Here is a 19,887-nt window from a genome sequence, read left to right as displayed (position 1 = left end):
GAAGGCCGATGCCCGCCGGCTCAGCCGGTGGTCTTGCGAGCGCGGAAGCCGAACACTCCGCGCCCCACTCGCACCAGGGTGGACCCGGCCGCAATCGCTGCGGGCAGGTTCTCGCTCATGCCCATGGACAGCGTGTCCAGCCCGTAGCCCCGCTCGTTGAGCCGGTCGAACAGCGCCCGCGCGCGCTGGAACACAGCCACCTGTGCTTCCCAGGTCTCGGCCGGTTCGGGAATGCACATCAGCCCACGCAGGCGCAACCGGGGCAGCGGTGCCACGGCCTCGGCCAGCGCCTCCAGCGCGTCTGGCGCCACGCCGGCCTTGTTCGCCCCCCCGTCGACATTGACCTGCAGGCAGACCTGCAAGGGCGGTGCCTCCGGTGGGCGCTGCTCACTCAGGCGCTGGGCGATCTTGAGCCGGTCCACCGACTGCACCCAGTCGAAATGCGTGGCCACGAGGCGGGTCTTGTTGCTCTGGATGGGGCCGATGCAGTGCCACTGCAGCAGCGCCTGCGGGCACTGCTCGCGCACGGCCAGCATTTTCTCCACCCCTTCCTGGATGTAGTTCTCGCCAAAGGCGTCCTGCCCGGCGCGCCAGGCCTGCACCACGGCATCGGGTCCGAAGGTTTTGGAGACCGCCAGGAGTCGGACGCTGTCCACAGTCCGGCCAACCTGTTCACAGGCTGTGGCGATCGCACCGCGAACTTGCTGGAGATTGCCCTCAATCGTCGTCATAATCGGTTGTCGCACCAACACGCCATACGGGAATCGGGATGGATATCACCCAACTGCTTGCCTTTGCCGCCAAGAACAAGGCTTCCGATCTGCACCTTTCCGCTGGCTTGCCGCCCATGATACGGGTGCACGGCGACGTGCGACGCATCAACGTCGAGCCGCTGGACCACAAGCAAGTCCACGCCATGGTGTACGACATCATGAACGACAGCCAGCGCAAGCACTACGAAGAATTCCTGGAGGTGGATTTCTCGTTCGAAATCGAAGGGCTTTCGCGCTTTCGCGTCAATGCGTTCAACCAGAACCGGGGCGCTGGCGCCGTGTTCCGGACCATTCCCAGCAAGGTGCTGACGCTGGAGCAGCTCAACACCCCCAAGATCTTTGCCGATCTGGCCTTGCGCCCGCGCGGCCTGGTGCTGGTGACCGGGCCCACCGGCTCGGGCAAGTCCACCACCCTGGCGGCCATGGTCAACCACCTCAACGAGTCCGAATACGGCCACATCCTGACCATCGAGGATCCGGTCGAATTCGTGCACGAATCCAAGAAGTGCCTGGTCAACCAGCGCGAGGTCGGTCCGCACACCCTGAGTTTTGCCAACGCCCTGCGCTCGGCCCTGCGGGAAGACCCGGATGCGGTCCTCGTCGGTGAATTGCGCGACCTGGAAACCATCCGCCTGGCCATGACGGCGGCCGAAACGGGCCACCTGGTGTTCGCCACGCTGCACACCAGCAGCGCGGCCAAGACCATCGACCGGATCATCGACGTGTTCCCCGCCGAAGAAAAGGACATGGTCCGCGCCATGTTGTCGGAATCGCTGGTGGCGGTGGTCGCGCAGACGCTGTGCAAGCTCAAGGATGGCAGCGGGCGCGTGGCCGCGCACGAAATCATGATCGGCACCAGCGCCATCCGCAACCTGATCCGCGAGAACAAGGTGGCCCAGATGTACTCGGCCATCCAGACCGGCAACTCGATGGGCATGCAGACGCTCGACCAGAACCTGGCCGACCTGGTGCGCCGCAACGTCATCAGCCCGGCCGAAGCCCGCGGCAAGGCCAAGATTCCCGAAAACTTCCCGGGTTGATCGTGCCCAGCCCCTGCCACTCGCCCGCCACCTGAGTCCCCGCAGCAGTCCTCCGTTTCCGCTTCAGTCCGCGCAAAGGCCCTCTCATGGAACGCGATCAGGCATCCAAGTTCATCAACGACCTGCTCAAGCTGATGCTCAGCCGCAGCGGCAGCGATCTGTTCATCACGGCCGAGTTTCCGCCCGCCATCAAAGTGGATGGCAAGGTCATCAAGGTCTCGCCGCAGCCCCTGAATGCCACCCACACCCTGGCGCTGGCGCGTTCGATCATGAATGACAAACAGGCGGCCGAGTTCGAACGCACCAACGAGTGCAACTTCGCGATTTCGCCGCCCGGCATCGGGCGCTTCCGGGTCAGCGCCTTCGTGCAGCAGGGCAAGATCGGCATGGTGCTGCGGACCATTCCGGCGGTGCTGCCGACCATCGACGTGCTGGGCCTGCCCCAGGTGCTCAAGGAAGTGGCCACTGGCAAGCGCGGGCTGTGCATCCTCGTGGGCGCCACCGGCTCGGGCAAGTCCACCTCGCTGGCCGCCATGGTCGACTGGCGCAACGAAAACACCCAGGACCACATCATCACGATCGAAGACCCGATCGAGTTCGTGCACCCGCACAAGAACTGCGTGGTCACGCAGCGCGAGGTGGGACTGGACACGGACAACTGGCAGATCGCGCTCAAGAACACGCTGCGGCAGGCACCCGACGTGATTCTGATGGGCGAAATCCGTGATCGCGACACCATGGAGTACGCGATCCAGTTCTCCGAAACCGGGCACCTGTGCCTGGCCACGCTGCACGCCAACAGCGCCAACCAGGCCCTGGACCGGATCATCAACTTCTTCCCTGAAGAGCGCCGCCCCCAGCTGCTGATGGACCTGTCGCTGAACCTGCGCGCCCTGATTTCGCAGCGGCTGGTGCCGCGCCAGGACGGCAAGGGCCGCTACGCAGCGGTCGAGATCATGCTCAACTCCCCATTGATCGCGGATCTGATCTTCAAGGGCGATGTCGCCGAGATCAAGGAGATCATGAAGAAGAGCACCAACATCGGCATGCAGACCTTCGATCAGGCGCTGTACGAAGCCTTCGAGGCCAACATCATCACGCTCGAAGACGCTCTGCGCAACGCCGACTCGCTCAACGACCTGCGGCTGCAGATCAAGCTCTACAGCCAGCGCGCCCGCACGCTGGACCTGGCCGCCGGCACCGAGCACCTCACCATCGTTTGATCCCCCGCGCCGCGCCTGCGGCGCGTCACCCCTCAAGGGGCCCCATGCCTGCGGCCCGGCGAAGCCGGTTGCGCAGCGTTTCTTGGTGAACGTCCCTTCTTTTTCGAAGACCCCATCCATGAGCAGCATCGCCGCCAAAACCTACGAATCCACAGCGCCGAAGAAAGTCGCTTTTCTCGGGCTCGGTGTCATGGGCTTCCCCATGGCCGGGCACCTGGCACGGGCCGGGCATGCGGTGACGGTCTACAACCGCTCGCCGGCCAAGGCCCAGGCCTGGGTGGCCGAGTTCGGCGGTTCGGCCCAAGGCACTCCGCGCGAGGCGTCCATGGGCGCCGACATCGTGTTCTGCTGCGTCGGCAACGACGACGACCTGCGCGCGGTCACGCTGGGCGCGGACGGCGCCTTCGCCGGCCTGCAACCCGGTGGCATCTTCGTGGACCACACGACCGCCTCGGCAGACGTGGCGCGCGAACTGCACGGTGCGGCAAAGCATCTGGGGCTGGCCTTCGTGGACGCCCCGGTTTCGGGCGGCCAGGCCGGTGCGCAGAACGGCGCACTGACCGTGATGTGTGGCGGCGATACCGCCGCCTTCGACGCGGCCCGCCCGGTGGCGATGGCTTTCTCCCGCGCCTTCACCCTCATGGGCGGCAGCGGTGCCGGGCAACTGACCAAGATGGTCAACCAGATCTGCATCGCCGGCCTGGTCCAGGGCCTCTCGGAGGCCATTGCATTCGGCCAGAAGGCAGGCCTGGACGTGAACCTCGTGCTGGACGTGATCGGCAAGGGGGCGGCCCAGAGCTGGCAGCTAGACAACCGCGGCAAGACCATGGTCGCCGACCAGTTCGACTTCGGCTTCGCCGTGGATTGGATGCGCAAGGACCTCGGTCTGGTGCTCGACGAGGCCAAACGCAACGGCGCCCGTCTGCCCGTGACCGCACTGGTCGACCAGTTCTATGCCGACGTGCAGGCCATGGGCGGTCACCGGCTGGACACGTCCAGCCTGATCAAGCGCCTGCGCTGATCCGTTGCGGGCCGGTGGACCCGGCCCACGCACGCATCAGTTGCTGGTGCCGGGGGACGACGACTGGATGCGCGCCAGCTCTTCGTCGCTGATGATTTCCAGCACCCGCACCACGCGCTGCGCCCCCTGGGTGGTGCGCGCGACCTCGGTGGCCTGATCGGCTTCGCGGGCCGTCACGCGGCCCATCAGGTACACCGTGCCCCGCTCGCTGACCACCTTGAAGGCCGAGGTCGACAGGCCCTTGGTGTCGACCAGCCCGGCCTTGACCCGACCCGTGAGCACGGTATCGGCCACCTGCTCCTTGAGCGAAGGGCTGTTGGTGATGCCCAGTTCGTTGAAGACACCGGCCACGTTGTCCACCCCTTTGACGACCTGCTCGGCCAGCGCCTTGTCGCGCTCATTGGCCACCTCACCCGTGAGCAGGGCGCGCCGGTTGTAGCTGGTCACATTGATGCGGGCCCGCGACCCCATCTGGTCGCGGATGCGGCTGGCAGCACGCAGTTCGATGGCCTGGTCGTCCAGTTGCGCCCCGGAGGAACGCCGGTCCACGGCCACCATCGCGCCCGTCGCCACGGCGCCGCCCACCACCAGCGGGGCACACGCCGAGAGCGCGGCCGACAGCGCCGCGACGCCCAGCAGGCCCAGGGTCCATCGGCTCGGGGAGAAAGAGGTTTTCATGAGGCAAGCTCCTGTTCGGTGGTCAAGGAATCGGGCACCCCCAGCAATTGCGCGTCCACGCCATCGCACAGGCAGTGCAGCACCAGGTGGTGCACTTCGAGAATCCGGGCCGGCTGCTCGTGGGGCACGCACACGTGCACGTCGGTGTCGCGCAGCGTCTGCACGAGGCCGCCGCCGCGGGCCCCGGTCAGCGCCACCACGGTCATGTCGCGCTCGTGCGCGGCTTCCACGGCCGCCAGCACATTGGCCGAATTGCCGCTGGTGGACAGCACCAGCAACACGTCGCCGGACTGGCCCAGCGCGCGCACTTGGCGCGCGAACACCGAGCGGCCATCGAAATCGGTGCTGATGCCGGTGATCAGGGCCGCGTCCGAAGCCAGCGACAAGGCGGCCAGTTCGGGGCGCTCGCGCTCATGGCGCCCGACAAAACTGACCGCAAAATGCTGCGCGGCGGCGGCCGAGGCCCCGTTGCCGCAGGCGAGCACCTTGCCGCCGCCGGTCACGCAGGCCAGCAGGGCGCCGGTGGCCGCTTCCACGGCCGGTGAAAGGGTTTGCGCACACTGGTACTTCAGGTCCGCGCTGTCGATGAACTGTTGCTGGATGCGTTGCAAAAGCATGGCATGGATGATAGCGAGCGTCGGTGTATCAAAAGCTTGCAGAAGCATCAAAGGCTGCGCGCAGCCATTCGATCGAAGGCGCCTGACCTTCGGCCGCAGGCCCGTCGAGCAGGATCACATCGAAACGGCATGGCGGTTCAGACCCCTGGCGGTGCAAAAAGTGCCGCGCCGCAAACACGATGCGCCGTTGCTTGAGCGCCGTGATGCTGCCGCCCGCACCGCCCCGGCTGGCACCTGAGCGCTGGCGCACCTCCACAAACACCAGCGTGCCGTCGGGCTCGCGCATAATCAGATCGACCTCACCCCCGCCCCGGCCGGGCGAGCGGAAGTTGCGCTGCACCAGCCGCAGACCCTGCCGCTGCAGGTGCGCCAGAGCGACCTCTTCGGCCGCGTCGCCCCGTTGCTTGGTCGTGGTGGCCGCCGTTTTCCGGAAATTCCACATTGCCCCCTACCTCCCCTTCCCTGCTGGCCGCTGCCCGTGAGCTGGCCGGATCGCAGCATTATCCGCAGGGCACGCTGTACATGGTGGCGACCCCCATCGGCAACCTGGCCGATATCGGCCTGCGGGCCTTGCACGTGCTGGACCTGGCCGACACGGTCGCCTGCGAGGACACCCGGCACACCGCCGCGCTGCTGCAGGCCTACGGCCTGCACAAACCGCTGCTGGCCCTGCACGAACACAACGAAGCCCAGGCGGCACAGACCGTGGTGCAGCGCCTGCAAGCGGGGGGAAGGGTGGCCTATGTGAGCGACGCCGGCACGCCAGGCGTGAGCGATCCGGGGGCACGCCTGTGTGCTGCCGTGGCGGCCGCCGGCCTGCGCTGCGTGCCGCTGCCCGGGGCCAGCAGCGTCACCGCCTTGCTGAGCGTGGCCGGGCTGGGAGGCGGTGACAGCCGGTTCGTCTTTGCCGGCTTCCTGCCCCCGAAATCGACCGAGCGGCGCCAGGCCGTTCAGGCGCTGGCCGCCGACCCCCGCACCACGGTGCTGCTGGAAGCGCCGCACCGCATCGTGGCCCTGGCGGCCGATCTGGCGGTGCTGGGAGAACGCGCCGTCACCGTGGGCCGGGAACTGACCAAACAGTTCGAGCAGGTCGCGCAGATGCCGGCTTCGGCGCTGCCGGCGTGGTTCGACGCCGACCCGAACCGGCAGCGCGGCGAGTTCGCCCTGATCCTCCACCCGGCGCCGACCCGCGCGGACGACGACACCCTGGATGCGGCCACGCTGAAGACGCTGGACCGGCTGCTGGCCGAACTGCCGGTCAAGACGGCCGTGAAGGTGTGCGCCGACATCACCGGCGCGCCGCGCAACCGGCTCTACGACCTGGCGTTGCAGCGCCGGGCGGCGCCGGCAGCGGACTGAGGAAGGGCTGGCTCAGGGCAGGCGCTGCAGCGGCCGATCGGGGCGCGCGCCACCGTCCTGCACTTCGGTGGCCTCCACGTCGAGCACGTCGCCCGACGCAGCCGCCCCCGGCCAGACGCCCTGCGCATAGCGCCGCGACTGCTCGCGCATGCGGGTGAACATCACCACCGGCGCCGGCTTGCGCCCCGTGATCAGCGACCACAGCGACATCCCCAGCACCACCACGACGGCGGCCAGCAGAAAGCTCAGCACAAAAACGCCCGCAGCCAGCACCAGAGCCAGGCGGACCAGACCGCGCAACACGCGGCCGAGGAAGTCGGAAACTGTGTTCATGTCATGTGGGAGCCTGGGCGCGGGCCCGGCGTTCCCGAAGAATGCAGGAAAGCACAACTGGGGGCGGCTGGGCGGAATGCAAGACCGGGTCTCGGCTTGCCTCGATTTCGCCGCCAGCGGCTGCTATGCTGATTGCACCATGACACCCCCGCCTTCGTCCACCCCGGCCGATCCACCGGCACACCGCCTGTCGCAGTATTTCCTGCGCGGCCTCATCACCCTGCTGCCGCTGGCGATCACGGTGTACGTGCTCTACCTGCTCGTTTCGTGGGCCGAGCACACCGCCATGCAGTTGCTGCGCCCGTTCACGGGCGAGTTCTACCTGCCGGGCCTGGGCATCGCCCTGGGCGCGCTGCTGATCCTGGCGCTGGGATTCCTGGTCTCGCAGCCCATCACCGGACGCCTGCTGTCCCTGATCGAGCTGCCCTTCACCAACCTGCCGCTGGTCAAGAGCATCTATTCCTCGCTCAAGAACTTCGCCGACTATTTCGCGCCGCACGAACAGGACGCCCAGCAGGTGGTGGTGCTCAACGTGCCCGGCGGCGAGATGGGCATCATCGGGTTGGTGACCCGGCAAAACATGAAGGGCCTGCCCGGGCAGCTGGGCGAGCGCGACCAGGTTGCCGTCTACCTGCCGATGGGCTACATGATCGGCGGCTACACGGTGTTCGTGCCTCGCAGCTGGACCACGCCCGTGGACATGTCGGTGGAAGAAGCCATGCGGCTGGCCCTGGTCGCCTTCATGTCGTCCAAAAAGGGGGAACCCGGAAAGACCGACTCATGAGCATCCGCCACCTTGACGCCCTGTTTTCCCCGGCCTCGGTGGCCGTGTTCGGCGCCTCCGAGCGCGCCGCCAGCGTGGGCGCCACGGTCTGGCGCAACCTTGCCCAGGGCGGTTTTGCCGGCCGGCTCTACCCGGTCAACCCCAAATACAGCCACCTGGGCCAGCACAAGGCCTACAAAAATACCGATGCGCTGCCCGAAGCGCCGGATCTGGCCGTCATCTGCACGCCGCCGGACACGGTGGCGCCGCTGATCCGCCAGCTTGGCGCACGCGGCACGCGGGCTGCCATCGTCGTCACCGCCGGCCTCGACAAGGCCGCCAAGCAGGCCATGCTCGACGCCGCGCGCCGGCACACGCTGCGCATCCTCGGGCCCAACTGCATCGGCATGCTGGTGCCACACCTGGGGCTGAACGCCAGCTTCGCGCACATCGGCGCCCAGCCGGGCGAGCTGGCCTTTGTCTCGCAGTCAGGCGCCCTGGTCACGGCCATGCTGGACTGGGCGGCCGCGCGCGGCATCGGGTTTTCGCACTTCGTCTCGCTCGGCGAGCGGGCCGACGTCGACTTCGGCGACCTGCTCGACTTCCTCGGCAGCGACCCGAAGACCCGCGCCATCCTGCTCTACATCGAGAGCATCGACGAAAGCCCCAAATTCATGTCGGCCGCGCGCGCGGCGGCGCGCAACAAGCCGGTGATCGTGGTCAAGGCCGGGCGCTCGGCCGCCGGGCAGGCCGCTGCGGCCTCGCACACTGGCGCCCTCGCCGGCTCCGACGCGGTGTTCGACGCCGCCATCGCGCGCGCCGGCATGCTGCGCGTGCTCACGCTGCACGACCTGTTCCTGGCCGCCGAAACGCTGGCGCGCTTCCGCGACGGCCCGTCGGAGCGACTGATCGTGCTGACCAACGGTGGCGGCGCGGGCGTGATGGCCGCCGACGAAGCGGCCGCGCTGAACGTGCCGCTGGCCCCGCTGGACGACGCCATGCTGCGGCGCCTGGACGCGGTGCTGCCGGGCAACTGGTCGCGCGCCAACCCGGTGGACATCATCGGCGACGCACCCGCCTCGCGCTACGTGGCGGCGATGGACGCGCTCGCGCAAGACACCGCCAGCGCCGTGCTGTTCATCCACGCCCCCACCGCCATCGTGCCCAGCACACAGATCGCCGAGGCCCTGCTGCCCCAGGTGGCCAAGGCGCCGCACCGCATGCTGGGCTGCTGGCTGGGCGACCGCGCCGTGGCCGAGGCGCGGCGCCGGTTCCGCGACGCCGGCGTGCCCGACTTCAACACGCCCGAAGAGGCCGTGCGCGCCTTCTCCTTTCTACGCACCTTCCGGCTGCACCAGGCCGAACTGCTGGAAACCCCGCCCGCCCGCGACGCGGCGCTGGCCCCCGACCTGCCGACCATCCGCGCCATCGTCGACGCCGTGCTGGCCGAAGGCCGCGAGATCCTCACCGAGCCGGAGGCCAAATCCCTGCTGGCTGCGGCCGGCCTGCCCGTGGTGCCCACGCGCGTGGTCGGCCCCAGTGCCGCCGAGGCGGTGGCGGTCGCCGATGCGCTGGGCTACCCGGTGGTGATCAAGATCCTCTCGCACGCCATCAGCCACAAGTCCGATGTGGGTGGCGTTCGGCTGAACATCGGCAACGCCGACGAGCTGCGCGAGGTCTGCACCAGCATGCTGGCGCGCGTGTGCCAGTTGCGCCCCGACGCCGACGTGCAGGGCTTCACCGTGCAGCCCATGGTGCGCAAGAAACACGCGCACGAACTCATCGTGGGCGCCAGTGTCGACCGCGTGTTCGGCCCGGTGATCCTGTTCGGCGCCGGCGGCACCGCCGTCGAGGTGCTGGCCGACCGCGCGCTCGCCCTGCCGCCCCTGAACACGCCGCTGGCCCGGGCGCAAATCGCCCGCACGCGCATCCACAAACTGCTGCAGGGCTACCGCGACGAACCCGCGGCCGACCTTGACGGCATCGCGCGCGTGCTGGTCGCGGTGTCGCAGCTGCTGGCCGAGGTGCCCGAAATCGCCGAGCTCGACATCAACCCGCTGCTGGCCAACCACGAAGGCGCGGTGGCGCTGGACGCGCGGGTGCGGGTGTCGGCCCAGCGCCCCGCGGGCGCGGCGAACTTCGCCATCCGGCCCTACCCGGTGGAGCTGGTCGAGACCCTTGACTGGCGCGGCGGGCCGCTCACGCTGCGGCCGATCCGCCCGGAGGACGAGGCCCAGCACCTGGCCTTCCTGGAGCGGCTCGACCCGGAAGACATCCGCCTGCGCGTCTTCCACAGCCGGCGCAGCATCGAACACAGCGAACTGGCGCGGCTGACGCAGATCGACTACGCGCGCGAGATGGCTTTCATCGCCACCCGGCCGCTGCCGGCAGGCGGCGAGGAAACCCTGGGTGCGGTGCGTGCCCACGTGGACCCGGACAACGACGTCGCCGAATTCGGGGTCATCGTGCGTTCGGACCTCAAGGGCAGCGGCCTGGGCCGCCGGCTCATGGGCAAATTGCTCGACCACCTGCGCCAGCGCGGCACGCGGCGCGTCGAAGGCACCGTGCTGCAGGAAAACAGCGCCATGCTGGAACTCGCCCGCTCGCTCGGTTTCCAAGCAGATGCCTGCGAGCGCGACGACCGCAGCGTCTGCCGCATCGCGCTGGACCTCTGAACGTCGGCCATCCGGCCGCCCGGAGCGCAGGCCCGACCTGAAAGGCCTGCCATGATGCCCCTGCGCCCCCCGCTCCCGGGTTCTGCCCCGGCCACACCCGCCCGGCGGCGCGTGCTGGCGGGCGCCGCCGGCCTGTGCGCCGGCCTCGCCGCCCCCGCTTGGCTGACACCGGCGCTGGCCCGCACCCCCAACGCACTGAACCCCACCCCGAGCCAGACCGAAGGCCCGTTCTACCCGGTGAGCCTGCCGGCAGACACCGACTTCGACCTGCTGCGCAACGGCACGGCCCCCGAAGCGCCCGGGCAGGTCACCTGGCTGACGGGCACGGTGACCGACACCCGGGGCCGGCCCCTGAGCGGTGGCGTGGTGGAAATCTGGCAGTGCGACCACCAGGGCCACTACCACCACCCTGGCGACGGCAACCGGGCCGATCCGGCCTTCCAGGGCTTCGGCCGCGTGACCCTGGGTCGCGACGGGCGCTACCGCTTCCGCACGCTGCGCCCCGTGCCCTACACCGGCCGCACGCCGCACATCCACGCCAAGGTGCGGCTGGACCGCCAGGAGTTGCTGACCACCCAGCTCTACGTGCAGGGCGACCCCGGCAATGCGCGTGACGTTCTCTGGCGCCGGCTGGGCCCGGAAGGCCAGGCGGCGCTGACCCGGCCGTTCACGCCGGGCCCCGACGGGCTGCAGGCCGACTTCCCGCTGGTGGTCCGCCCCTGAAGCCCCCACGCCAGCGCGGCCAGGGGGCCCGCCCTTAAGCTCGGGCCATGGATTCCCTGACCCAGATCGCGCTCGGCTCGGCCGTCACCGTGGCCGTCATGGGGCGGCGCACAGCCACCTGGAAGGCCGCGCTGTGGGGCGCCGTGGCCGGCACCCTGCCCGACCTGGACGCCCTGATCGACCACGGCGACGCCGTGCTCAACATGGTGCTGCACCGGGCCGAAAGCCACGCCCTGCTCTACCTGAGCGTGGGCGCGCCGCTGCTGGCCCTGCTGGTCAGCCGCATCCACCGCGAAACCGCGCTGTTCCCGCGCTGGTGGCTCGCGCTGTGGCTGGCCCTGATCACCCACCCGCTGCTGGACACGCTGACCATCTACGGTACCCAGTTGCTGCTGCCGTTCACCCACCACCCTTACGCGGTCGGCAGCCTGTTCATCATCGATCCGCTCTACACGGTGCCGCTGCTGGTTGGGGTGATCGCGGCCCTGGTGGCCCGCCACCCCGCCACCGGCCGGCGCTGGAACCTCGCCGGGCTGGCGCTGTCGACCCTCTACATCGGCTGGAGCCTGTGGGCGCAGCACGCGGTCACCCAGGCGGCGCAGACCTCGCTGCGGCAGCAGGGCGTGGCGGCCGAGCGCTTGCTGGTCACCCCCACGCCTTTCAACACCGTGCTCTGGCGGGTGGTGGCCGTCACGCCCACGCACTACCACGAGGGCTACCGTTCGCTGCTCGACGCAACCCCCACGATGCGCTGGACCGCGCACGAGCGCGGCGCCGACCTGATGGCCGAACACGCGGCGGTGGCGCCCGTGGCGCGCCTGGCCGCGTTCACCCAGGGCCTGTACCGGCTGCAGGTCACTCCGGCCGGGCGGTTGCGCATCACCGACCTGCGCATGGGCCAGGAGCCCGACTACGTGTTCAATTTCGACCTCGGACCGGCCCGGGCGCCGGGCAGCAACCCCAGCGTGCAGGTGAGCCAGCGGCCCGACCTGGGCAGCGCCCTGCCCTGGTTGTGGCAGCGCCTGCGGGGCAACGACCTGCCGGCACCGCGGTAACGGGCCGGCGGCGCGACCCCAGGCCGCTCACACCATCAGCAACGCGATCGCGATGGTGACCACGCCCAGCACCAGGTTCACCGCCACCCAGGTGCGGATGGCCGCCAGCGCGGCGCCGCCGGCCGGCCAGTCCTGCGCGGTCACGGCGCGCGCCAGGCGCTTGAACAGCGCGAAGCGAATGTGGCCGAAGATGGCCATCATGATCAGGCCCAGCGTGGCCATGAGGGTCCAGTTCAGCGGCATGTTGAAGCCCAGGCCGGCCTGCACCGTTTCCTTGGCCACGCGGCCGATCATCCACAGCCCGGTGCCGAGCACGACCACCACGGCCACGCTCACCGCGGTGAAGAACCGGCGCAGCACATCGTGCATCAGCGGCAGGCGCTGCGGCGGCGCCAGTTGCAGCACGGCGGGCCGCAGAAAACCGTGCGCGAACACCATGCCACCGACCCAGACGACGATGGCGAACACGTGCAACAGTTTGAGGATGGCGTACAGCATGGGGCCCCTTATCGCGAAATGTCGACGAGCATACCGCCGGCCTCGCGGCGCTGCAGCCGGTACGGCGGCAAGCCCTTGAGCATGCGGCGGCCATAACCCTGGCGCAGCAGGCGGGCGTCGTAGCAGACCACCACCGCCTCGTCGGTCTCGCTGCGCAGGGCGCGGCCGGTCCATTGCAGCAGGCGCGCCCCGGTGGCCGGCACCACCAGCTCGCTGAACGGATCGCGCCCCTGGGCCTTGAGCCAGTCGGCGCGTGCTTGCCCCACCGGGTCGCTGGGCGAAGCAAACGGCAGCTTGGTGATGAACACCCATTCGCAGAGTTCACCCGGCAGATCGAGCCCTTCGCCGAAAGACTGCAGGCCGAACAGCACCGACGCTTCGCCGTCGGCCACGCGCGTGGCGTGGCGCTTGAGCAACTGCGTGCGCGAAGCCTCGCCCTGCACCAGCACCCGTTCGCGCAGCTCGCGGTGCTGGCCTCGTTCGAGCAGTTCCTGCGCACGCTTCATCTGCGCCTTCGAGGTGAACAGCACCAGCGCGCCGCGCCGCACTTCGCGCAGATCGGCCAGCAGCAGGTCGAGCATTTCGCGCGTGTAGCCGTCCACGTCGCGCGGGTCGGCGTCGGTGGGGACCACCACCAGTCGCCCCTGGCGCGCGTGGTCGAAGGGGCTCTGCACCTCGCGCACGGCCACCGCGTCGTCCCAGGCCAAGCCACTTTCGTGCAGGAAGTGATCGAAACCGCCGCAGGTCACCAGCGAGGCGGAGGTCGCCACCGCCGCGCGCACCTGGCCCCAGAGGTGGCTGCGCAGCAGGCTGCCCGGCTGCAGCGGGCAGGCGTGGGCGGTCAGCGTGACCAGTCCGTTTTGGATGCCCGCCTCCAGCCACTTGGCCAGCGGCGGCTGGCCGGCCTCGGGCGCCTGCAGCCAGAGCTCGGCCGTGGCCGCCAGGTGCTGCAGGCGCGGAGCGAAGGTGCCGATGCGGCTGTAGAGCTGGGCGCAGCGTGCGGCGTCGGAAGGGTCGTCGCGCGCCAGCGCCTTGAGTTCGGTGGCCAGCGCCTCGAAGGTCTTGAGCAACGCCCCGGCGCGGCCGGCGATCAGGCCCACCGTGGCCAGCCAGGGTTCGGGAATGGCCCCGCCTTCAAAACGTTCGGTGGCCTTGGGCACGTTGAATTCGAAGCCGGCCTCAGCGTCGCGACCATTGCGCGGCCGCATGCCGGCCTGCCGCCCGGTGAGCGCCAGCCATTCGGGCGATTCGCTCAGGCGCGCCATGGCCAGCCGCGCCAGGTCGGCCTGCGCGGTCTTGAGTTCGCGCGCGGCCTCGGCCACATCGAGCGTGGGGTGGTGGCCGATGGCACCGGCCACGTCGCTCACCGCGCGCGGCAGCTTGTCGAGCCAGCCGTTGCGCATGAGGTCCATGCTTTCGGTGAACTGGCCCTGCGCGACCGCGCCCAGGTGGTGGGCCTCGTCGAACACGAGGTAACAGTCCGACGGCGACGGCAGCGCGTGCAGGCCCAGGGTGGACAGCAGCAGATCGTGGTTGACCACGATCACCTGCGCCTGCGCCAGGCGCGCGCGCGCCTGGTAGTAGCTGCAGCCGTTGTAGCTGGGGCAGTGGCGCGCGGTGCAGGTGTGGCGTTCGGCCGCCACGGGCGACCAGAGGCTGGCGTCGGGCGGTTCGGCCAGGCGGTCGCGGTCGCCGTCCCAGTCGCCCGCGTCGAGTTGCTGCGTCCATTCGGTGTAGGTGCGCGACTGCTCGGCCCAGGCCTGCTCCAGCGCGTCGCTGGGCACGGCCGGTGCCGCGTCGTCGCCGAACAGGTCGGCGGTGCTGGCGTCGCCGCCGACCATCTGGTCGAGCTTGAGGCGGCAGACGTAGCGCCCCCGGCCCTTGGCCAGGGCAAAGGCGAACGGTTGCGGCAGGGCCTGCGCCAGCGCGGGCAGGTCCTTGGCGATGAGCTGCTCCTGCAGGGCCACGGTGGCGGTGGAGATCATCACCCGCCGGCTCTGGGCCAGCGCCAGCGGGATCACGGTGGCCGCGTAGGCTGCCGACTTGCCCACCCCCGTGCCGGCCTGCACCACGGCCACGGCGCGGATACCCATGGGAGGCGGCTCTTCGCCTTTTTCGGGTTTGGGCGGCCAGTCGACCACGCTCAGGGTTTCGGCGATGTGGGCCGCCATCTCGCGCTGGCCCTCACGCACCCGGAAGCCCGGCATGCGCGCCACCACATGGTCGAACGCGCCCAGCGCCAGCGCTTCGCGCGCCAGCGGACCGCTGGGCGGCGTGGCGTTCACGGAAGGGCGGTCGGCGGCGGCGTCGGACATGCGGAAAAAAGGCCGCCAAGGCGGCAGGGGACGGCGAAAGGCCTGCATTGTCCCAGACACTCTGGCCAAGACCCGCGCGCCGCCCGGGATTCATGTTGCAGTGCACAATTTCGCCATGACTTCCACCGCCTCCTCTGCGTCACACACCGCCGGCCGGTCTGCCCGGCCGGCCCGCCAGCTCATCGATCTGGCCTTGCAGGGCGGCGGCTCGCACGGCGCCTTCACCTGGGGCGTGCTCGACCGGCTGTTGCAGGACGACACGCTGGAGATCGCCAGCATCAGCGGCACCAGCGCGGGCGCCATGAACGCGGTGGTCATGGCCGACGGCCTGATGAAAGGCGGCCGGGAAGCCGCGCGCGAAGCCCTGGGCCACTTCTGGCGCCGCATCGCCCAGACCTCGCCCTTCCACGCCATCGAAATGGGCCCGCTGGCGGCCCTGATGAGGCCCGACAACCCCTGGATCGCGGCCTGGTCCGAACCGGTCCGCCAGGCCGCCACCCTGGTCGGCAGCCAGTTTTCGCCCTACCAGCTCAACCCGCTGAACCTGAACCCGCTGCGCGACGTGCTGCAGGACACGGTGAATTTCGAGCAGGTGCGCGCCTGCGACAAGACCCGGCTGTTCATCGCCGCCACCCAGGTGCGCACCGGCGCGCTGCGGGTCTTCGACCAGCACGAGCTGAGCGTCGACGCGGTGCTGGCCTCGGCCTGCCTGCCGCTGCTGTTCCAGGCGGTGGAAATCGACGGCGAGGCCTACTGGGACGGGGGCTACGCGGGCAACCCCTCACTGCTGCCGCTGATCCGCGAAAGCCCCGCGGAAGACCTGCTGCTGGTGCAGATCAACCCCAGCCTGCGCCAGGAGCTGCCAGTGAAGGTCGACGACATCCTCGATCGCATCAACGAAGTGACCTTCAACGCCTCGCTGCTCAAGGAAATGCGCTTCATCGTGCTGCTCAAGCAGATGCTGGCGAGCGAGAACGGCCCCGGCCACACCTACCGCAACCCGCTGTTCCAGCGGCTGGACCGGCTGCGCATCCACCGCATCGAAGGCGGCGAGGCGCTGGCCGCCCTGGGCGCGAGCAGCAAGACCCAGACCCAGTGGCCGTTTCTCTCGGGCCTGTTCGACCGCGGCCTGGAAGCCGCCGACCGCTGGCTGCACGCGCACCGCCGCGACGTCGGCCAGCGCAGCAGCCTGTCGCTCGACGACGCCTTCGGCAGCGCCTGAGCGCCTCAGCCCGCCCGGGCCTGCGCCATCAGGCCCAGGGCCAGTTCGCTGACGCCGTCCCAGACGATCTGCACGCCCAGGCACAGCAGGATGAAGGCCGTCAGGCGCAGGAAGATCACGGTGCCGGCCTCGCCCAGCGGGCGCAGCAGGCGCTCCGCGTAGCGGAACGCCAGGTACACCAGCGCGCCGATGGCCACCAGGGCCAATGCGCCGCCGCCCATGCGGGCGAGCGACAGCGTGAGGCGGGGGTCGTGCAGCGACACGCCCACGGTGATGGCCGCCGCGATGGAACCCGGACCGCAGCTGACCGGGAAGGTCAGCGGGTAGAACGCCTGGCGGCGGGCCTGTTCGGGCGTGAACGCCTCGGCCAGTTCGGTGCGGCTGTCCTGCGTGGCGTGGGTGGTGTTGAGCAACCGCCACGCCATGGCCGCCACGATGAGCCCCCCGCCGACCCGCACGATGGGCAGGGCGATGCCGAAGAAGTCGAGCACGTAGCTGCCCACCAGCATGGAGCCGAGCAGCAGGCTCACCAGGTTGCGGGCAATGCGGCGGGCCAGCAGCGCGCGTGTACGGCCCGAAGCCCCCTCAGTCAACCCGAGGAAGATCGGGGCCGTTGCGGCCGGGTTCAGGATCGGCAGCAAGGCGGCGAACACAAACAGGAAACTCTTGCCGAAGGCACCCAGCAATTCAAGGGTCATGGATCGGGGCTCCTCCGCGGGAGCGAAACGGCAGCGCCCTGCATGCAGGCCCGCACCGGCAGACAACACCACGCCCGGCAGGCGCTGGCCCCCGCACGCACGGCACACCAGATCGGTGTCACCGGTCGATTGTCCCGAAAATCGCCCACCCCGATTGCCACGGCCCTCAATACCCGAGCGGCTGTCCGGCGTTGGGCGCCGCGGACACCGTCTGTGCGTGTGGCAGGCTGAAGCAGAACTGCGCGCCGACACCGACCTGCCCCTCGCCCCGGACTCGGCCCCCGTGACGCTGAATCACACGCTGCACCGTGGCCAGCCCCACGCCTGTGCCTTCAAACTCGTGGTGCGCATGCAACCGCTTGAAGGGTTGAAAGAGCTGGTCCACATAGGCCATGTCAAAACCGGCGCCGTTGTCGCGCACGCAGAAGCACAGTTGCCCACCGACCTCGGCGCCGCGGAAGAACTCGATGCGGGCCTGCGGTCGCAGACCGGTGTATTTCCAGGCGTTGCCCAGCAGGTTCTGCAACACCGCACGCATGAGCACCGGGTCGGCATTGACCACCATGCCCGCTTCGATCACCCAATGCACCTCGCGGCCGGGATCGGTGCGCGCCAGCTCGGCCGCGATCAAACGGGCCAGTTCGCTGAGGTCCACCCGGTCGTGGCACAGCACGGCCCGGCTGTGCTGGGCCATCGACAGCAGATCGGTGATGAGCAGGCCCATGCGGCGCGCACTCTCCTGGATGCGGCGCAGAAAGTCGCGCCCCTCGGGCGTGAGTCGATCGGCCTCGCCCTCCTGCAACAGGGACGCAAACCCGTGGATGCTGCGCAGCGGCGTGCGCAGGTCGTGCGAAACGCTGTAGGTGAAAGCTTCGAGTTCGCGGTTGAGATCCTGCAGATCCTGCGTGCGCGACTGCACACGGGCCTCCAGCTCGGTGTTCAGGCGTTGCAAGGCCAGTTGCGCTTCGCGCAACTCGCTGATGTCCTGCACGGTACCCCGGTACCGCAACGGCCCTGACCCCAGGTCATCCGTGGCGCACTGGAACCGGATGTGCCGCACAGCGCCATCGGCGGACACGATGCGCAGCACCGCATCCAGCGGCAGACGCTCGCGCTGCGTACGTTGCCACGCCTGCGTCAGCCAGTCGCGGTCGTCCGGATGCAGGCAGGCCATGCAGGCATCCAGGCGGGGCTCGAAACTGGCTGCCGTCCGCCCGAAGATGCGATAGACCTCCTCCGACCAGGTCAGGCGTTGCGACGCCAGATCAAAGGTCCAGTAACCGATGCGGGCCATGCGCTGGGCCGCCTGCAGTTGCTGCTGGCTCTGGTGGATGGCGGCCTGGCCCCGCTCAAGGCGCCACAGCAGCCAGGCGATGGCCCCTCCGCCTGCCAGCAGCGCCAGCGACAGGGCCACAGTGAGCCAGAACGACTGCCGCCGCCCAGGCGCCAGCGGCGCCAGTACCGTCGCTTCCGAAAGACCCACAACCGCCACCACCCCGGTTCCGGAAAGGCGATGCCAGCCAAACAGGCGCGGCGCCTGGTCCACGACATCCAGCGCCCGGAACGTGCCCTGCGTGGCCTGTGGGTTCGCAAAGAACGGCCGATCGGGCGGCAAACGGCGCCCCTGGATCGCTTCGGGCGCCAGCGTGCGGGCAATCAGCGGGCCGTCCGCGTGCACCAGCCCGACCAGGTCGCTGCCGGCCAGTGCCGCGCGGCCGAGTTTGTGCGACAGGTGGTCGGTGAGCACCAGCAGGTGCAGCGAACCGTCGAAGCGGCCGTCGCGGTACAGCGGCCGCCCCACGGTGATCACCCACCGATGGCCCAGCCGCGCCAGCACCGGCTCACCGACCACCAGTTGGTCGCCGCCATCGCGCAAGGCCTGGAAGTGCGGGCGATCACCGACGAACGTCCCCGACTCCTGGCCCAGGGTGTTGTAGCGGACCGAACCGTCGGCATCGACCCGGGTCAGGTGCGACACCAGGCCCGGGGGCAACACCGACAGCGCCTGGCGCGCCAACGCGTCGAAGTGGGCTGGGTCGTTCTGCCACTGGGTGCGCAGGGACAGCAGGGTGAGGTCGAGCATGGCCAGAATCGCCTCGGTCTGTCCGGCCACGGCGTCGGCCAGCTGGAGGCTGCGCTGACTGGCGCCGTCGAGCAGTTGCGCCCGCAGTTGCGCCTGCTGTCGCAGATTCAGCCCCCACAGCAGCAGCACCGCCGCCACGGTGAACCCCAACACCGCCCAGACCATGGACCGCCGCAGCGCCGCACGCTCCAGGCGCGCGCGCCACCCCACTTTCACCTCGTTCACCCGTGCACCCACAAAAATCGTCCCGGGGTTGTAACCGAAATACAGGGATCGCCTGCCCCCGGTGAACCGGGAAGACTTGATGTGCATCAGCCCGGCCCCAATCCGTGTCTTTGCCAACACGGCCTGAACAGGCCGGCCGCCCCGATACCATCGGGGGATGCAGTTTTTTGATGCCCCGGCCACCCGCGCCGCCCTGCCTTTCGACCGCCTCGTCAACGCCCTGCGCGAGCGTTTCGCCAACGGCGGCGAGGTGCCGCCACGCCATGTGCACGAGATCGTGAACCCGCTGGCCGAAGCCGGCACCGAAGCCGCGCACCGCCGACTGACGTCGCTGATCATGCCGGCCTGGCTGCCGGGCCGTTACTACGGCGTGAAGATCGTCAACATCGCGCCCGGCAACGCGGCCCGGCAGTTGCCGGGCCTGCACGCGAGCTACCTGCTGTTCGACGCCCGCACGGGCGTGCCGCTGGCGCAGATCGACGGCGACGAGATCACCGCGCGGCGCACGGCGGCCGCCTCGGCGCTGGCCGGCTCCTACCTGGCCCGCGCCGACGCCCGGCACCTGCTGGTGGTCGGCGGCGGCCGG

The 19,887-nt window shown here is 69.6% G+C and carries 18 protein-coding genes and 1 pseudogene; 10 read left to right on the top strand and 9 right to left on the bottom strand.

Translation table 11 applies throughout. The features are described from left to right. Window positions 1-20 precede the first annotated feature (20 nt). Window positions 21-731: a YggS family pyridoxal phosphate-dependent enzyme gene (locus QQK43_RS15775; protein ID WP_284308500.1), complete on the bottom strand. Its 711-nt coding sequence runs from the start codon at window positions 729-731 to the stop codon at window positions 21-23. Window positions 732-769: 38 nt separating this feature from the next. Here QQK43_RS15775 and QQK43_RS15770 point away from each other — a divergent pair, with 38 nt between their 5' ends. From QQK43_RS15770 to QQK43_RS15760, 3 genes are all read left to right on the top strand, one after another. Then, window positions 770-1,813, top strand: a complete 1,044-nt coding sequence (locus tag QQK43_RS15770) for a type IV pilus twitching motility protein PilT (protein WP_234264392.1) — start codon at window positions 770-772, stop codon at window positions 1,811-1,813. Window positions 1,814-1,899: 86 nt separating this feature from the next. Next, window positions 1,900-3,036: a PilT/PilU family type 4a pilus ATPase gene (locus QQK43_RS15765; protein WP_284308499.1), complete on the top strand. Its 1,137-nt coding sequence runs from the start codon at window positions 1,900-1,902 to the stop codon at window positions 3,034-3,036. Between the two features lie 118 nt (window positions 3,037-3,154). Beyond that, entirely contained in the window at window positions 3,155-4,057 is a 903-nt protein-coding gene (locus QQK43_RS15760; RefSeq protein WP_284308498.1) for an NAD(P)-dependent oxidoreductase, read from the top strand. Between the two features lie 36 nt (window positions 4,058-4,093). On the opposite strand, the gene QQK43_RS15755 is transcribed toward QQK43_RS15760, so the two are convergent. From QQK43_RS15755 to QQK43_RS15745, 3 genes are read right to left on the bottom strand one after another with little or no spacing between them, the layout of a single operon-like run. Next, window positions 4,094-4,735: a BON domain-containing protein gene (locus QQK43_RS15755; protein WP_284308497.1), complete on the bottom strand. Its 642-nt coding sequence runs from the start codon at window positions 4,733-4,735 to the stop codon at window positions 4,094-4,096. Then, complete coding sequence (locus tag QQK43_RS15750) at window positions 4,732-5,352, bottom strand: SIS domain-containing protein (RefSeq protein ID WP_284308496.1); 621 nt, start codon at window positions 5,350-5,352, stop codon at window positions 4,732-4,734. The genes QQK43_RS15755 and QQK43_RS15750 overlap by 4 nt, the downstream gene beginning before the upstream one ends. A gap of 28 nt (window positions 5,353-5,380) precedes the next feature. Next, entirely contained in the window at window positions 5,381-5,794 is a 414-nt protein-coding gene (locus QQK43_RS15745; RefSeq protein ID WP_234264387.1) for a YraN family protein, read from the bottom strand. Between QQK43_RS15745 and rsmI the strand changes: the two genes are divergently transcribed. Continuing rightward, window positions 5,794-6,711, top strand: a complete 918-nt coding sequence (rsmI, locus tag QQK43_RS15740) for a 16S rRNA (cytidine(1402)-2'-O)-methyltransferase (RefSeq protein ID WP_370465292.1) — start codon at window positions 5,794-5,796, stop codon at window positions 6,709-6,711. The genes QQK43_RS15745 and rsmI overlap by 1 nt on opposite strands. Window positions 6,712-6,723: 12 nt before the next feature. On the opposite strand, the gene QQK43_RS15735 is transcribed toward rsmI, so the two are convergent. Further along, window positions 6,724-7,044: a hypothetical protein gene (locus tag QQK43_RS15735; RefSeq protein ID WP_284308495.1), complete on the bottom strand. Its 321-nt coding sequence runs from the start codon at window positions 7,042-7,044 to the stop codon at window positions 6,724-6,726. A gap of 139 nt (window positions 7,045-7,183) precedes the next feature. Between QQK43_RS15735 and QQK43_RS15730 the strand changes: the two genes are divergently transcribed. Genes QQK43_RS15730 through QQK43_RS15715 form a run of 4 tightly spaced genes read left to right on the top strand, consistent with a single transcriptional unit; the run spans window position 7,184 to window position 12,260 of the window. Beyond that, window positions 7,184-7,828 (top strand): DUF502 domain-containing protein, encoded by a 645-nt coding sequence (locus QQK43_RS15730; protein ID WP_284308494.1) that lies wholly within the window; start codon window positions 7,184-7,186, stop codon window positions 7,826-7,828. Next, window positions 7,825-10,482 carry a bifunctional acetate--CoA ligase family protein/GNAT family N-acetyltransferase gene (locus tag QQK43_RS15725; protein WP_284308493.1) on the top strand — a complete coding sequence of 886 codons (2,658 nt, stop codon included), beginning with the start codon at window positions 7,825-7,827 and terminating at the stop codon, window positions 10,480-10,482. Before QQK43_RS15730 ends, QQK43_RS15725 begins: the two co-directional genes overlap by 4 nt. Before the next feature lie 54 nt (window positions 10,483-10,536). Further along, window positions 10,537-11,205: a dioxygenase family protein gene (locus QQK43_RS15720; RefSeq protein WP_284308492.1), complete on the top strand. Its 669-nt coding sequence runs from the start codon at window positions 10,537-10,539 to the stop codon at window positions 11,203-11,205. Between the two features lie 47 nt (window positions 11,206-11,252). Next, a complete protein-coding gene (locus QQK43_RS15715; RefSeq protein WP_284308491.1) occupies window positions 11,253-12,260 on the top strand; it encodes a metal-dependent hydrolase in 1,008 nt (335 codons plus the stop codon). A 27-nt stretch (window positions 12,261-12,287) separates the two neighbouring features. Here the strand turns inward: QQK43_RS15715 and QQK43_RS15710 are convergent, their stop codons facing one another. Continuing rightward, a complete protein-coding gene (locus tag QQK43_RS15710; RefSeq protein WP_284308490.1) occupies window positions 12,288-12,758 on the bottom strand; it encodes a CopD family protein in 471 nt (156 codons plus the stop codon). 8 nt (window positions 12,759-12,766) lie between these two features. Next, window positions 12,767-15,073 (bottom strand): ATP-dependent DNA helicase DinG, encoded by a 2,307-nt coding sequence (gene dinG / locus QQK43_RS15705; protein WP_284308489.1) that lies wholly within the window; start codon window positions 15,071-15,073, stop codon window positions 12,767-12,769. A 115-nt stretch (window positions 15,074-15,188) separates the two neighbouring features. Between dinG and QQK43_RS15700 the strand changes: the two genes are divergently transcribed. After that, the gene (locus QQK43_RS15700) at window positions 15,189-16,295 is read left to right on the top strand and encodes a patatin-like phospholipase family protein (protein ID WP_284308488.1); all 1,107 of its coding nucleotides are present in this window, start codon (window positions 15,189-15,191) and stop codon (window positions 16,293-16,295) included. A 5-nt stretch (window positions 16,296-16,300) separates the two neighbouring features. On the opposite strand, the gene QQK43_RS15695 is transcribed toward QQK43_RS15700, so the two are convergent. Then, window positions 16,301-16,993: a MarC family protein gene (locus QQK43_RS15695; RefSeq protein WP_234264377.1), complete on the bottom strand. Its 693-nt coding sequence runs from the start codon at window positions 16,991-16,993 to the stop codon at window positions 16,301-16,303. Between the two features lie 166 nt (window positions 16,994-17,159). Continuing rightward, window positions 17,160-19,301: an ATP-binding protein gene (locus QQK43_RS15690; protein ID WP_284308487.1), complete on the bottom strand. Its 2,142-nt coding sequence runs from the start codon at window positions 19,299-19,301 to the stop codon at window positions 17,160-17,162. 157 nt (window positions 19,302-19,458) lie between these two features. Between QQK43_RS15690 and QQK43_RS15685 the strand changes: the two are divergent. Beyond that, window positions 19,459-19,887, top strand: a pseudogene (locus QQK43_RS15685) (bifunctional Delta(1)-pyrroline-2-carboxylate/Delta(1)-piperideine-2-carboxylate reductase); the annotation flags it as partial.

Origin of the sequence: Hydrogenophaga electricum (assembly GCF_030160815.1) — a bacterium.
In the GTDB taxonomy this organism is placed as follows: domain Bacteria; phylum Pseudomonadota; class Gammaproteobacteria; order Burkholderiales; family Burkholderiaceae_C; genus Hydrogenophaga; species Hydrogenophaga electricum.
The sequence above is the reverse complement of the archived record's forward strand: the minus strand, read 5'-3'. Positions and strand labels throughout refer to the sequence as shown.